Origin of the sequence: Lysinibacillus sp. KCTC 33748, from assembly GCF_002237755.1 — a bacterium.
In the GTDB taxonomy this organism is placed as follows: Bacteria; Bacillota; Bacilli; order Bacillales_A; family Planococcaceae; genus Lysinibacillus.
The window spans coordinates 62833-78257 of record NZ_MWSJ01000019.1; the positions used below are offsets into that span (position 1 = coordinate 62833).

15 protein-coding genes are annotated in these 15425 nt (G+C 37.0%); all 15 read left to right on the plus strand.

Going from position 1 to position 15425, the window contains the following annotated elements:
• Positions 1–15: 15 nt before the first annotated feature.
• A complete protein-coding gene (locus tag B1B04_RS18925) occupies positions 16–1161 on the plus strand; it encodes a phage portal protein (protein WP_079562949.1) in 1146 nt (381 codons plus the stop codon).
• A 1-nt stretch (position 1162) separates the two neighbouring features.
• Positions 1163–1888 carry a head maturation protease, ClpP-related gene (locus B1B04_RS18930; protein ID WP_079562950.1) on the plus strand — a complete coding sequence of 242 codons (726 nt, stop codon included), beginning with the start codon at positions 1163–1165 and terminating at the stop codon, positions 1886–1888.
• Between the two features lie 37 nt (positions 1889–1925).
• Positions 1926–3113 carry a phage major capsid protein gene (locus B1B04_RS18935; RefSeq protein WP_079562951.1) on the plus strand — a complete coding sequence of 396 codons (1188 nt, stop codon included), beginning with the start codon at positions 1926–1928 and terminating at the stop codon, positions 3111–3113.
• A 22-nt stretch (positions 3114–3135) separates the two neighbouring features.
• Positions 3136–3453, plus strand: a complete 318-nt coding sequence (locus B1B04_RS18940) for a hypothetical protein (RefSeq protein ID WP_079562952.1) — start codon at positions 3136–3138, stop codon at positions 3451–3453.
• Positions 3454–3455: 2 nt separating this feature from the next.
• Positions 3456–3752 carry a phage head-tail connector protein gene (locus tag B1B04_RS18945; RefSeq protein WP_053596116.1) on the plus strand — a complete coding sequence of 99 codons (297 nt, stop codon included), beginning with the start codon at positions 3456–3458 and terminating at the stop codon, positions 3750–3752.
• Positions 3730–4113 carry a phage head-tail adapter protein gene (locus B1B04_RS18950; protein ID WP_079562953.1) on the plus strand — a complete coding sequence of 128 codons (384 nt, stop codon included), beginning with the start codon at positions 3730–3732 and terminating at the stop codon, positions 4111–4113. Before B1B04_RS18945 ends, B1B04_RS18950 begins: the two co-directional genes overlap by 23 nt.
• Positions 4076–4477 carry a hypothetical protein gene (locus tag B1B04_RS18955; RefSeq protein ID WP_079562954.1) on the plus strand — a complete coding sequence of 134 codons (402 nt, stop codon included), beginning with the start codon at positions 4076–4078 and terminating at the stop codon, positions 4475–4477. The genes B1B04_RS18950 and B1B04_RS18955 overlap by 38 nt, the downstream gene beginning before the upstream one ends.
• Complete coding sequence (locus B1B04_RS18960; RefSeq protein WP_079562955.1) at positions 4474–4887, plus strand: hypothetical protein; 414 nt, start codon at positions 4474–4476, stop codon at positions 4885–4887. Before B1B04_RS18955 ends, B1B04_RS18960 begins: the two co-directional genes overlap by 4 nt.
• Positions 4887–5480, plus strand: a complete 594-nt coding sequence (locus B1B04_RS18965; RefSeq protein WP_079562956.1) for a phage tail protein — start codon at positions 4887–4889, stop codon at positions 5478–5480. The genes B1B04_RS18960 and B1B04_RS18965 overlap by 1 nt, the downstream gene beginning before the upstream one ends.
• 281 nt (positions 5481–5761) lie before the next feature.
• The gene (locus B1B04_RS18970; RefSeq protein WP_170939019.1) at positions 5762–6553 is read left to right on the plus strand and encodes an SDR family NAD(P)-dependent oxidoreductase; all 792 of its coding nucleotides are present in this window, start codon (positions 5762–5764) and stop codon (positions 6551–6553) included.
• Positions 6554–6957: 404 nt separating this feature from the next.
• Positions 6958–7428, plus strand: coding sequence for a hypothetical protein (locus tag B1B04_RS18975; protein ID WP_240518344.1), 471 nt, complete (start codon positions 6958–6960; stop codon positions 7426–7428).
• 159 nt (positions 7429–7587) lie between these two features.
• Positions 7588–11565 carry a hypothetical protein gene (locus tag B1B04_RS18980; RefSeq protein ID WP_094075115.1) on the plus strand — a complete coding sequence of 1326 codons (3978 nt, stop codon included), beginning with the start codon at positions 7588–7590 and terminating at the stop codon, positions 11563–11565.
• A 55-nt stretch (positions 11566–11620) separates the two neighbouring features.
• Positions 11621–11959: a hypothetical protein gene (locus B1B04_RS18985; protein ID WP_139376988.1), complete on the plus strand. Its 339-nt coding sequence runs from the start codon at positions 11621–11623 to the stop codon at positions 11957–11959.
• Positions 11956–14256, plus strand: a complete 2301-nt coding sequence (locus tag B1B04_RS18990; protein ID WP_079562960.1) for a hypothetical protein — start codon at positions 11956–11958, stop codon at positions 14254–14256. The genes B1B04_RS18985 and B1B04_RS18990 overlap by 4 nt, the downstream gene beginning before the upstream one ends.
• Positions 14246–15421 (plus strand): GLUG motif-containing protein, encoded by a 1176-nt coding sequence (locus tag B1B04_RS18995; protein WP_139376989.1) that lies wholly within the window; start codon positions 14246–14248, stop codon positions 15419–15421. Before B1B04_RS18990 ends, B1B04_RS18995 begins: the two co-directional genes overlap by 11 nt.
• Positions 15422–15425 lie beyond the last annotated feature (4 nt).

Genomic DNA, 15425 nt, shown 5'->3' on the forward strand with positions numbered 1-15425 from the left:
GAGGTGAAATTAGAAATGTGGCAATGGATTAAACGATTTTTTAAAAAAGGTAAATTAGAGAGTTTGAAAGATTGCTATTATGAGTTATCAGCTGAGTATTATTACAAAAAATTAGCTGTAGAAATATGTGTGAATCTTATCGCAAACGCTTTGTCGCGATGTGAAATAAAAACCTATAAAGAAGGGGAATTGAACAGAGGAAACATGTATTATGCTTTAAATGTGCAGCCTAATCAAAATCAAAATGCAACTGCATTTTTCCATAAAGCTATTCGAAAACTCATTTATGAAGGTGAAAGCTTAATCATCATGGAAAATGACAATTTTTATATAGCTGATAGCTTTAATGTTAAAGAATACGCCTTCTGTGAAAACGTATATTCAGGTATCCAAATAGGTGATTTGACACTTGATAGAAAGTATTCAGAATCCGAAGTTATTCGTTTAAAACTTACAGATACAAAAATATTGTCAGTGATCAATGAATTATACGAATCACATGGGAAAATGATTGAGGCGGCTAAAAGTTATTACAAGCTAAAAAATAATAAGCGAGTATTAATTAAAGGTGATTTTTTAAGACCGCAGGATGACGAAGCGCAAGAGGCGATTGATGACATGTTTGAAAATCAATTGAAGAATTGGTTTGATCCAGACAAGAAAAGTGTGGCTTTCCAACTACAAGAGGGTTTTGAAATTGAAGATATGTCAGATTCAAAAACAGGTTTAACAATAGATAGTCGAGATATAAGTAACCTAGTGGATGATATTTTTAATTATGTAGCGATGGCATTTCATGTGCCGCGCGGACTACTTAAAGGCGATTTGGCTGACATCGATAAACAGACTGATAACTTTATTATGTTTGCACTGAATCCACCTGCTGAAATGATGGAAGATGAATTCAATCGCAAGTCCTATTCAAAAGATGAATATTTGAACCGAACATATTTGAAAATAGATACGTCAAAAATCAAAATTACAGACATTGTACAATTGGCTACAGCCTTTGACAAAATGTTTGCGATTGGGGTTTATACAATTAATGATATTTTAAGTGAGCTTGGCCACGAAACAATTGATGATGAAATTGCAGATAAGCGACATGTTACGAAGAATTATCAAGATGCAGAGACTGCACTAAAAGGAGGTGAAACTTAAAATGAAAAATCGTTTTAAGCAATTTAAAAATCAACAATATGCTGAACAAATCCCGGAAATTAAAAAACAACTTTCAGCGAAAAATATTAACGCATCCACAACTGAAATTGTCATCTATGGCGACATCGGTGAAAGCTGGTGGTACGACTCTATATCAGCAAGTGACATTGACGCCTTATTAAAAGATGTAACGACTGAAAACATTACGGTCCGTATTAACAGTCCTGGTGGCGATGCTTTTGACGGTATCACTATTTACAATCGCTTAAAGGACCACGATGCCAAAGTAAAAATCATTGTAGATGGTTGGGCATGTTCTGCAGCATCTATTATAGCGATGGCAGCGGATGAACTTGTAATGAATACAGGCTCAATGTTGATGATTCACGAAGCATCTACAGGTATTTGGGGAACTAAAAAAGATTTAGAAAAAGAAGCTGAGTTATTATCTAAGCTCGATAAATCTTTGGTAGACATATATATGACGAAGGCAATAGTAGAGCGTGAAGAAATCGAGCAGATGGTCAATAATGAGACATGGTTTACTGCTGATGAAGCTTTTGCAATTGGCTTCGCCTCAACTTCAATTGTGAAAGACTTAGCCGATGACGACAAAACCAAAACAGATGCAGAAGCATTTAAAAATAGCGTTCTTGCTCGATTTAAACAAGAGCCAGCGCCAAAACAAAATATTTTAACAAATTTCCAACGCAACTCAGATGAGTAGGCGTTTTTATTTTACTCAAAAATAGGAGGTCATTTATATGACAGGTATTAAAAATTTAGATAATGAACCAAAAGTTATCGAAAATAAAGAAGCTCAAGTGGCTGCTCTAAAAGCAGCATTTGAAAGTGCTGATCCGAACGAAGTTGCAGCTCGAATTGTTGAAAATTATGAAAGTAATATGCTACATTTCCAAGATTTAATGAACACGACAATTCGCGAGGCCAATCGTGCAAACGAGCAACAATGGGACAATGCTGTATTAGCATCACGAGGCATACGTACATTGACGACAGAGGAAAAGAAATTTTATAACGCTGCAATTGATGTGCAATCATTTGACGGTGTAGCTACATTTGTACCACCAACTGTATATGAACGCGTATTCGAAGATTTAGCAATGGACCATCCATTATTGTCTCGCGTTAATTTTCAGCGCGTCGGTGCAACTACGCAATGGGTAGTGCGTAAAGAAGGGGCCACAACAGCCTTCTGGGGAGATGTGTGCGATGAAATCAAAGAAATGGTTGACCACGGATTTGAAACAATTGAGCAAGGTATGTATAAACTTTCTGGCTTTTTAGTTGTCTGCAAAGCAATGTTCGAACTTGGACCTGAATGGTTAGATCGTTATGTACGTGCATTTTTAACAGAAGTTATTTCAACAGAGTTAGAAAATGTCATTGTTAAAGGGACCGGTAAAAAACAACCAATCGGTATGATTAAAAATTTAGCAGGTGCTATTGTGGATGGCGCATATCCAGATAAGGCTAAAGTAACTTTGAATGTTTTCACACCGCAAGAAATCGGTGAAAAAATCTTGGCACCAACAACAAAAGGCGGTACTCGTAGTTATACGGGCGTATCATTAATCATTAACCCGTTCGATTATGCGACAAAATTATTTGCGTATGGGGCAAAGCAACGCGATGACGGTTCCTGGACACATAATAATTTTGCTATTCCTGGTTTGGAAATCATTCAATCGCCAGCTGTCCCATTGAATACAATGATATCCGGTAAACCGAAAGATTATTTCATGGGGGTAGCTGGTGAAACAAAATTAGAATCTACTGACGTATTACGCTTAATTGAAGATCAACGTTTATATTTAACTCGTCAATTAACAAATGGTCGTCCACTTGATAATGATTCGTTCATCGTATTTGATATTACAAATATGGCTATCAACAACACAGCCACTACAAATACACCAGACACACCTTAATTAAATTGGGAGGGAAATGAACATGATTACAGCAAAAGTAGTAAATCTATTTAAAGCGCTTGAACACAATGGCCATATATATAAAGCTGGTGACACATATCCAGCTGATGGCTTTACGGCAGCTGAGGAACGTGTGTACTTTTTAACGGGTGTGCATCCTAAGTACAAAAAAATCTATCTAGCAGAAGTTACGGTTAACGAGCAGGAAGAACCGAGAGAACAAGTGTCAGAGTTTCCAAAGCACACAGGAAAAGGCTATTATGAGCTTTCTAACGGCACTAAAGTAAAAGGTAAAGAGGAAGCTATTGAAGCTGAAAATGCATTAAAAAGCGGTGTATAACCATGCCTGAATTACTTAAAGAATTAAAAGGTCGTTTACGAATTACTTGGGATGATGAAGATGCTGAATTAGAACGTATCATTAATAGAGCAAAGTCTTACTTAGAAAAATTAACGAGTAAGGCTTTTTCTTTTGAATTGGATCAATGGGAAACAGAGCTACTCCTCGAGCGTTGTCGTTATGTTTACAATAATGCAGCGGATGAATTTGAGAAGAATTTTGCAGATGAACTCAAGCGTCTAATACTACATGTCGCCTTAGAGAAGAGGGCTGTTGATGGTGAACAAGAAGATCCGTGATGTTTTAAACGATGGTTATATTCAATATGGCACAAAGGAAACTGGGCGGTCCGCGAAGAGAAAACGAATCGGTGAAAAATTTGTTCCAATGGGTCGGCTTGCTTATCAAGAAATGTCGTGTCGTGATGAAGATTATGAAATGGCAAAAGTATTAAGTGCTGTTTTAAGCTTGAAAATTCGCACGCTCTGTCCTCCTCAATTACGCAAATTTGATAAAAGTAAATTGAAAGTCATTGTAGAAGGCATAGAGTACGATGTCATAAAGGTAGATAGTGACCGTGAAAAGATGTATCTCTATTTTTATTTGCAGGAGGTGGGAGCACATGAGCAAATCGAAAATCAAGATGCAGGAACAGATTGACGCTTTACTTACAGCGTTAAACACCTTTGATATTCCTGTTTTTGAGGATGATCTAGCAGAGGATGAAGAAACTCAGTTTAAGAAAAAGAACTATCATTTCTTTGTTTATGAAACAGGTGACATGAATAAAAATGATGATAATAAGTCTATCAGTCAAGATGTAGTTATCTATTACTATTCAGAAAACCGTGACGACATTGACGAACGTACGATTGATATTATTACAGAACTTTCTAACTTACCTCGCATGTCTTTGAAACGTACTCAAAAACAAAGATTAAAAAGAAAAGATACGGATAACTATGTTGATAGAGTTGTATTTTTGTATCAACGTAAAATTGTGACTGGGTGTGTTGAATTATGAGGTCACTAGTTGAATTTAACGATTTAACATCTTTGGAAGAAAAAATTAAGGCGTTACCCGGTCGAGCTGAGAAAGCCATTAACCAGGTACTACACACGGATGCTATTGCGATTGCTACAAAAGAAATGTCCAATCTTTTACCCGTTTCAAATGTTGCTAATAAGAGACACGCGAAAGAAAGTAATTGGTCAACAAGTGAGGACCATAATTTGGGGTTTGTTGTGAAAACAAAGGGAGGAGCTGCCAATAAAAAAGGTAGTTTTGGTTACTTGGTTTTCCCTGATGAAGGTCGAGGACCATCGAATCCCTGGGCACAGCATTTTAGTGATCGTTCATTACAGAAATCAACGCCTAAAATTTTAGAGAAATTACATGGCGCATTAGAAGAATTAATAGAGGAGGGCTTATAATGACAAAACAAGTAATTGAGCAATTTGATGCGTGGAATATCAAAAACGCATCGATTCAATTTATGAAAGGAAACCAACAAGAACCAGGTACAAAATTTGGTTGTGTGGGTACGATTGCATCTGAACCTGAGACAACCGTATTATCGAAAAAATGTGGTCGTGCAACAATTGCGGAGAAAACCGTTACATTAAAGCTAAATGTAACAGTTAGTGCCCATGTACCTGTACAAGTATTACGTGACTATTTCGGTTTATCTAATGAGGATTTAAAGCCTGGTATCTATAGTTATGGCTCTAATTCATTAGGTAAAGACTTTGTATTTACAGCTGATGTGGTAGATGAATTTGAGGACCTTACAAAATTAATCGCATTCCCTAAAGCATCTAATGCGGGTGGTTTTACCATCAACATTGATACGTCCCAAGAAGAGTTAGCGATGCTTGAACTAGCATTTAGTGCAGTTGCTGATGCACATGGCCAATTCTACTATGAGGCGATTACAGCTGAGTTAGAAGAACCAGAAATTACAGAAACTTGGCATACAAACTTCACACGAAAATTAGTTGAAAAAACTGAACCAGATACACCTTAATGAGCACCGCCTATTGTAGGTTTGTAAAAAAGAATGTGAAGAAATTTACTTAAACTAACGAAGCAGAATAGTTGAAGAAGGATTTATTTATTCTTAGGAGAACTTATATATTTATTGGGAAAATTAGTAAAGGTGGTTTTCGATTTAATACTTTATGAGTTTCTCGTTACTGTTAGCATCTTGTAATAATGATAACAGTGGTACCGTCTTTAAAGGAGAAGGAGATAAATGGAGTGGGGAATTTTTGAACTATGTTGAGTATTTACTCAGGAGGTGTTATATTGGATGATTTTATAAAAAAATATGGTCCATGGGCAGTTATAACTGGTGCTACATCAGGAACGGGATATCAATTTGCTCACTTATTAGCAGAAAAGGGGGTTCATTTAGTATTAGTTGCACGTGACGAGAGGACTCTTTTACAAACCAAAGAAATGATCAGGAATCAATATCATGTTCAAGTCAAAACAATTGCGACGGATTTATCAACTTCAGATTCTATTTCTGAAATTAAAAAAGTGACTCGACCATTAGAGGTAGGGTTATTGATCAACAATGCCGGTTATAGCATTACTGGGGAATTTCATTGTGAAGATTGGGAGAATCAAAGTAAACTGCTTGAAACCATATTAAAAACCCCTATGGCACTTACACATTTTTTTGTTAATGAGATGGTTAAACGTGGTCGGGGTGGAGTCATTTTAGTTTCTTCTGCAGTTGCTTATACCTCTGTGCCATTATGGAGTGTTTACTCAGCAGGTAAAGCAGCACTGTTAAACTTTGGGGAAACTATATCGCAAGAGTTAAAAAAGTACAATGTTGATGTTTTAACCGTATGTCCCGGAGCAATGAATACTAAATTTCAAGAACGTTCAGGAATTAATACACCCGGCCTTATGGAACCCGAAAAAGTCGCTATTTTGACTCTTAGTTCTCTTGGAGTTAAGACTTCCTTATTACCAGGAATGACGAATAGTATTATTTTTCAAGGGTTAGTACGATTTTTACCAAAGTTTATAAGGTTACCACTAATTGAAAGTCTTATGAAGAAATTCCAAAGGCAAAGTAAGTAGTTTACGGTTACAAATAGATTCGTAAATTCCCATAGATTTTTTATCAGTTAAATGAATAATATGCAAGTGATTTATTGCTTTTATTATTTGCAAAAAAAAGCGTTAGATTACTTCAACTCCCATGAAAGAACTTAATCATCTTTCATTTTCTGTGGTGAAGAGCAGATTTTTGCGCTTCATGGATGGCTAACGGGGTGCTTTAGTTGAAAAAGAGCTGCTAAAAACCCTCAAACTTTTTTATAAAAAACTTAATACTAAATTGCCAAAAAAGAAAGCATGTTGAACAATCTTTATTCAATATGCTTTCTTTTCATTTACTAGAATTACTTTTAATCAAGCTTTAATCCAAACCAAAGCCTCCGAATTGGAGGTGTTTTATTTTTGAATAGATGGAGGAGAATCACATGGAAATTCAAAAGGTAGAGTTAAAAGAGGTAGAAGTTGTAGAGGTTGATGGTGAATTTGAAAAGCGATTTGTTAACAAGAAAATACACCCAGCCTTTTTAACAAACGCTGCCGTGAAAAAAGGTTATGATACAGGCTTGTTAGAATCGAGTCTGTTTGAAGATTTACTGAAAATAAAGGGACTTGAAACGCTTATTACTCAATCTGATGAAGAAGCTTCTCTTGAATTATTAAATGCTTTTGATGAGCAAAAATTAATTGCTGTTATTTATTTAGCTGCAATTGGCGCCAATAAAAATCTTGGATTATCCTTTGATGAATTTTTAGAAATGTACCATTATTCATTAACAGATACAATCCAACTTTATGCTAATTTGATTGTTGGATTAATGAGTGAATCGAATGAATTTGCTAAAGCTTTACACAAACAAACGAAAAAATCCAAAAAAAAACAACACCACCAAAGCTAGTCATCAAGCATGTGGAGGACCTTTACACACTCTACGTATTAATAGCAGGCATCGACCCCGAAACCTTTTGGCATGCTCCAATCGCAACAGTAGAGCGTATTTATGCAAATAAACTGGCATTTGATGGATGGAGTAATAGCCTGATAGGAGAGTGAGTATATGGCTAACAATAACAACGAAGTCAAAATAACCTTCAAGGCATTTAACCAAGAATTTAATAAATCAATGACGGAAATGAACAAAGAAACCACATCATTACGTCAACAGATGAAGCTCCAACAAGAACAGATGAAACACAATGCTTCTGAGACTGAAAAGTTAGAGGCGAAAATGAGTGGTTTACAACAAATTTATGAAGTGGCAAAGCGTAAAACAGAAGAAACCACAGCAACTTTAGCACGTGCAAAAAATCTATGGGGTGAAAATTCAGAGGAAGCCAAAAAACTAGAGGAACAGCTTAAGCGTAATCAAATTGCTGAACAACAAGCAGCCAATGCCATAACAGGAACAGAACAAGCATTACAACGTGCTAAGCAAGCTCAGGCTGATCAAACGGAGTCTTTACGACAATTACAAAATTTATTTTCAGTCACTGGCCAATCGGTTGGTGATTTTTCTGATTTATTGGGGCGAGATTTAACAAGAGCTATCCAAAATAGTTCTGCCAGTGCAAAACAATTAGATACTGCATTCGATAAAATCGCACGCTCATCATTAAATGCAGGTCGTGATATAACAGAGTTGCGAGCATCCATTCGATCGTTAGACAGCGGTTCTTCTGTTGAACAAGTTCGACAAGATTTAGCTCGATTGGGACAAGAAGCAAATGAAGCCGAACAAGAAGTGAATGGTCTTGCGGATAGTTTAAAGTCTATGGCAGGTGCAGCGACTGCGGCTATTGGCGTAGGCACAGCAGTATCAGCAGCATTAGAAAGCGCTAGTTTGGATACATCTATTAAGATTTCTTTTGATGTACCTGAATCATCAAGGGAAACCGTTAGACAGGCTGTGCGAGATGTAGAAGCGTACGGTGTTGATGGAGAAGCCTCACTCGAAGGAGTTCGTAGGCAATGGGCTTTAAATAAAGATGCTACAGATGAGGCTAATCAAGAAGTTGTAAATGGTGCAGCTGTCATTACCCGAGCATATAGTGGGATCGATTTTACTGAACTGATTCAAGAAACGAACGAAGTTGGCAAAGCGCTTGGTATATCCAATATCGAGGCAACCAACTTAATTAGTCGTTTATTGAAAATCGGTTTCCCTCCTGAACAGCTTGATATTATCAGCGAATATGGCGGACAGCTGAAACGAGCGGGCTACAATGCTAAGGAGATTGAAACCATCTTAGCGAGAGCTGCTCAAGAAAAAAGCTGGAATATCGATAACTTGCTAGATGGCTTGAAAGAAGGACGTATTCGCGCTGTTGAAATGGGCAACGGATTGAAAGAATCCATGAAAGACGCCATTCGTGATGTTGTTGGGGATACACAAAAAATGTCAGATGAGCAACTTTCCGCGATGGAAGCCAACTTTTCTAAACAAGAAGATGCCCTAGCAAAATCGCTAAGTAATCGAGAGAAGTCCATCTCCAAGGGTCATGCTCAACAACAAAAATCTTTAGATAAACTGCTTCAAAAAGAGTATGATGCTGTATCGAAGAGTTATGACCAACAACAGAAAGCACTTGAAAAGAAATTAAGTGCTAATTATGATGCCACGGTTAAAAGCTATGAACAGCAACAAAAAGCATTGGAAAAGAGATTAACTGCTGAAACTGAGACATTAACTAAAAATCAGCAAGAACAGTTACGTCAGTTAGAAAAGGCGCAACAAGAAGAGCTGAAAATTTTTGAGAAAAACTCTCAAGCAAAAATAAAGCTCATAGACAAAGAATACAAAGAGCGAATGAAGCTCATTGATGAAGAAAAATATAATCAGTTAAAAGCCTTAGACAATAAAATAGATGCATTAAATGCTAAAACCGAAGCTGAAGATAAAGCCATTAAGAAACAAGAGAACGCACAGAAACGTGCTGAACTAAACTTACGTGTAAATAATGCGAAAACGAACGCTGATCGCCAGAATGCAATGCGAGAATTACGCAATTTTGAAGAACAGTTACGTCTTGAAAAAATCAGAGAAGATCGCAAAGAACAAATTGAAGTTTTAAAAGGTCAAAAGGATTCAGTAAAAGAAGCATCGGATTCTAAAAAAGAAGCGCTTAAAACAGAGACTGAGACTCGAAAAGAGCAACTTTCGGAGCAAATTGCAAACGAAAAAGAATCGTTAAAAAGTGGATTTGATGAGCGGAAAAATGCATTAAAAGAAATGCAAGCAGCCGAAAAAGCAGCCTTGCAAGAACGGCATAACGCTCAAAAAGAAGCTTTTCAACAACGCAAACAAGAGGAATTAAAGGTACTTAGTGAATCTAATAAGGCACAGATTGATGCGTTACGAGAAGTGAATCAGGAGAAATTATCGGCACTTCAAGAGGAACATACTAATCGTAAAGAAGCACTTAATGAGAGATTAAGTGATGAAATGGATGCTGTAAGAGAAGCGCACAAAGCTGAATTAGATTCATTTAAAGCTATGAATGCCGAAAAGTTAGCGATAGCGAAGGACCCTCCTGACAGTGCTGCTGTACAAGCCTTATTCTCTCAGTTAGAGGGATGGGGGAAAGCAATTGCAAAAGGTGGCGAAGAAGGTTCAAAGGCATTTTCTGAAATGGCACAATGGTTATCCCAAATCGAAGATGCTACTTTACGTGAAACGATTGGCGTTGAAATTTTCGGGACTATGTGGGAAGACCAGGGCGAGGCAATTGTTAGTGTGCTAGATGATGTGGCTAATGGACAGATTAGTGTTGCGGATGGTCAAGCAGAAATTAACAAAATGGCGGAGCAAGTCAATGCTGATCCAATGACAGAGTTGAGACAAGCTGTATCAGATGTAAAAGAAGCACTTGAACCGTTGTTAGGTGTTATTGCCGATGTAATATCGAGTATTGCTAGTTTCGCAAAAGAAAACCCAGTGTTAACGTCTACCATTGTAGCTATTGTCGGTGCTATTGGCACATTAGTAGGTGCATTTACCGCACTCAGCCCAGCAGTATACACCATAACCACCTTATTTGGTGGTGGAAAGGGTGGTGCTGGCTTTGCCTCGATTTTAGGTAAACTCATTCCTGTCATTACTAATTTAGCCTCGAAAGTATTACCAGCTTTAAGACTTGCTTTTGGTGCTTTAACAGGACCGATTGGTATCGCGGTCACAGCGTTAACCATAGCCGTTCCGTTAATTATTGAAAACTGGGATTCTATAGCAGAATTCTTCACAGATTTATGGGATTTTATTGTTGGCGTTTTTAAAAAAGCTGGTGGCGCTATAGTCGACTTCCTGAAGGAAAACTGGAAAACCATCCTTGCTGTCGTTACGGGACCAGTTGGCATATTAGTAAAAACGATTGTCGAAAACTGGGACGCAATAAAACGTAAGACAGTTGAAATTTTTACAGGTGTCTCTAACTTCTTTTCGAATATCTGGTCAAAAATTTCCGATGTTGCTAAGACTGTTGTCGACAAAATCAAAGGATTCTTTTCATTCGGTGATTTGCTTGGGAAGGTCAAAGAAAAATGGGATTCTATTTATTCAGCCATTAAGACACCAATAAACAAAGCAAAGGATGCCGTTAAAAAAGCAATAGATGCTATAAAGGGATTCTTTAAATTTGATTTTAATTGGCCAAAGCTCAAGAAGCCTAAATTTAGTATTAAGGGCTCTATCAATCCATTAGATTGGTTCGGTGAAGGGCTTCCTAAAATCGATATTCAATGGCATGCAAAAGGTGGCGTATTTAATAAGCCAACGTTGATTAATACAGGAAATAGATTGCACGGGGTAGGAGAAGCTGGTCCAGAAGCCGTTTTACCTCTTAATGAGCGAGTGTTAGGTGCAATTGGTAAAGCAATATTTGATGCAGCGGGTGGAGGACGACAAGAACCACAAATAATTCATAATAATTATGAACGCATGTTAGAAGGCGCACAATTTATTATTCGCGAAGAAGCTGATGTTAAGAAAATTACACGTCAAATTTATGAGCAGCAGCAACGTGATCGAAAGGGGAAATAGAATGTGTGACATCACATTTAAAGGAATACATTGTTCACAATTGGGGCTTGAGGTTATGGACACCGAAAGGCCCCTTTTTGGTGAATTTAGTGATTCGTTTATTAAATTACCGAAGGTTAGCGGCAGTGTAGTAGTGGCTGATGATAGTGAAAGTGATATTGAAATTCGCATACAATTCCTACTTACACCGTTGCCAGGTCAAACCTATTATGATGCTTGTCGGGCTTTACGTGGTTATTTTAAATCATCACAGAAAGAGCGATTAATTTTTGATGAAGATTCAAAGTGGGCATATATGGCCAAGTTTATTTCTAGTGAAGATTTTGAGCGTATCGTGGATGACGGGTTATTTTGGGCAACGTTCCGTTGTTCACCTGATATGGTGGCTGTATGAGTTACGATATTAAAGTTTTAAATCATAGCAATCTATCGCTTATCGGTACGCTTGAAAATGTTATTAATGCAGAGATTTATGAAGTCATCAATGACCAATACACTGCTGACATACAGATGGCTGAAAATATATTCCCCTCTTTTTTACACTACCCTAATTTAGTGGAAATGGATGGGGATTATTTTATTATTGCGGGTGTAGACAAGCAGCGTGATCGAAGTAAAGCAATTAAGCTGATGCTTGAGCATGTAAGTTATGTGTTAAATAATCCATCGGAAGCGCCATTTGTAGCAGAAGATGAAGAAGAATTTTATGAGGGTTCACCACGGAGTATCATTTCACAATGCTGGGGCATGAACCGATTTCAGATTATTGATTTAGCAGGCGGTTATTATTACTATAGGCCAAGCGCTAAAGGTGGTAGGAGTCGCATTAATGAATTTGCACGCCAAAATGGGTTAGAAGTTGAATATAACAAGTTTGTCATTACGATTCATAACAGACGTGGTGCCAATAAAAACCTTAAGTTAGAGGTAGGGAAAAACATTCAATCGATTACGCAAAAAATTGATTTGGATGAAAATTTTTCGTTTGAATATGCACATGAAGTAGACATTATCGATTTTAGTAAAATGTCTGGCTCTCAACAGCAAGAAATTGCTTCAGCTGAGTTAGGGGATACCGTTCGCATGGTTGATACAGATTTAGCCATTGATGCAACGGAACGTATCGTAGGTAAACGCTATAATCCTTTATTTAAAGAAGTACCGAAGTTGGATGTAGGGCAAGTTATACGTGATATTGTGAATGTCATGAATGAAGATAAGGGATATGAAGAGAAAGAAGACCCTACCTTAAATTACTTTTTGCAGAGCTGGCAAATGGGCAAAATCAATTGTATGGCTCTTGATGGAATCGAACTTGGCGAGGAAGAAATCTTACCTGACAATATATCTACCTCTATTGATTATTATATCCAAGGTGAACTAAAAGGTATGTCTTTAAAGGTTAAGCCACAATACAGTGAGTACCACGTGTACATTAGTGAATGGTATGAGGACAATCAATATGAAGAATACAAACTTGAGAAAATAGCTGATGTCATGAGTAACTGGACATTTCCAAAACCTAAAATGCAAGCAATCAGTATTACCATAAGTGAAGTGCCTCTCGAACAACTTAATCCAGAGATTCATAAAGTAAGAGATTATGCAGTGAAATTCAATAAAGTTTATATTGCCCCGTTACGTGAATTTAAAATTGGTAAGAACAACATGTTAGGCAACAGTAGCTTATTAATTGACACAGAAGGGGAAAATCTAGAGCTTGATGATTTTTCTGTCAAGTTAAAATATCACCTGATGCAAGAGTACGGAGGTATTAAATTATCATTAAGGCCTGAATATAGTAATTATAAAATAAATATTGTGATGTTCGGCTCCGATGGTGTTCCATTTGTGTACGATTACGAAACGATAAGAGATCAGTTGCCCAATTGGAAACTACCGCGTGAAGGTGCAGAATACTTATTAATTTCTATTTCAGAAGTTCCAAATTCACAATTTGATCCAACTGTTCATAAGAATGTGATGTATGGAGTTGCTTTCGAAAAGATACCATTTGAACCTCTTTTCGAGTTACGTATTGGAGAAGTGAATTGTTTACAATTAAATGGTGTGTCAGTACCTGCTAGTCCTTCATTAAATGCTATTCAAGCAGAAATATTTTATAAAGCATTACTCGAACATAATGGATTACGCTTGAAGTTATTAAGAAAATATCGTTCTTATTACGTTAGTATACGTACTTACAACAGTAAAGGTATAAGAACTGTCAGGTCATACGAGAGTATCAAGGATTGGACTTTCCCGCGTAGAAACGTGATGTACATGGTTATTAGCATTCTTGAAAAACCACCATCAGAATTTGACTCATCAAAGCACAGGCAAGCTTGGTATGCTATTAGATTTACAGCACAAAATGATGAGATTGTTGACCCTGGTTTACTTGGACCAACGTATTATTTAGAGTCAGAAACTGTATCAGCAGATAGTGAAGGGGCTGAATTTCTTTTTACAACTTCCTATGATGAAGTAATTAGTGTGACTACGGGGATTGGCCAGGTAGAGCAAGCAGAGCCAATAGCAGCACAATGGGAATTAATGAAAGATGCAGAAGAGAAATATATAGGCGTTAAAATTAATTTGATAGGCTTGGAAAGCGGAAATGTAGATATAAGTGTACAAGCCATGTGTCAAGAGGGAACTGAAGAAGAAGGAGAGGGGGATGATGTTTAGTGGTGGAACTGGTACAAAAGATAACCCATTTTTAATTAAAACTGTACAAGACCTTATCGATGTGAGGAATAAAAATAATGAAAACCCTAAGTATTATTATAAACAAGTGGCGGATATCGATTTATCAGGTGCTGAATGGTTACCAATAGGTGGTCAAGGTAAAGCGTTTTGTGGTACTTATGATGGTGGTGGATATTCGATAAGTAATTTAACAATCACTGAAGATATTGAAGGTCCAGCTTTTATCAGCTCAGCAATAGAAGCAACACTTTTAAATATCACGATGGAAAATGCGTATATTACTAACACGTTATATAGCTGGATAGCTATTTTAGTATCACAAACAAACGATTGTACAATTACCAATTGCCATGTAACAGGTAAAATTGAATGCACAAATGTACGCAGTAATACAGGTGGTCTAGTAAGTTCAGCTGGTACAGGGACCATAATAAATAAATGCTCTGCTAATGTAGATATAACAGCAGGACATGCTGGGGGATTTGTCTGCTATTCCAATGCTGTTATAAAAGATTGTTATGTTACAGGAAAAATTAGTGGCGTACAAGATGAAAATAAGCCAGATGATATGTATATATTGGCTGGTACATTTGCTTACGTTCTATATAGTGGTAATGTTGAGAATTGTTATACAAGTGTAGAGATTTATAACTATTCGTCACGCAGTAAGAACCAGTTGTATGTTTTTTCCGAAAATTACGGTGCTGAAATAATTTCCTGTTATTGTGATGTATCGTTAGGTGTTACTATGCGGGGGTGGACTAGCGATTTAAATTATGTTGAAGGAATGTTTATAAGAGGTACGGATAATAAATTATATGTAAATTACAAATACCAATCCGATAAAGATCGTGATTATTGGGAGCCTGAATGGAATGGTACAGGTCCTCCTTCATGGTGGCCAAAACCTTATTATAGGGCACAACCTATAACAGGTGAAGTATGGTCAAATTTCTGGAAGCAAGTAACAGAAACTCACACCGAAGCACATACAACTACAGAAATGCAAACACAATCAACATTCGAAGGATGGGATTTTGATACGGTATGGACAATAGACGAAGGTAGAGACTATCCTCGATTTAAATTAAAGATTACACAAATAAAATGCAAACGGATGCCATTAACAAACTACAGAAGGTGATAAT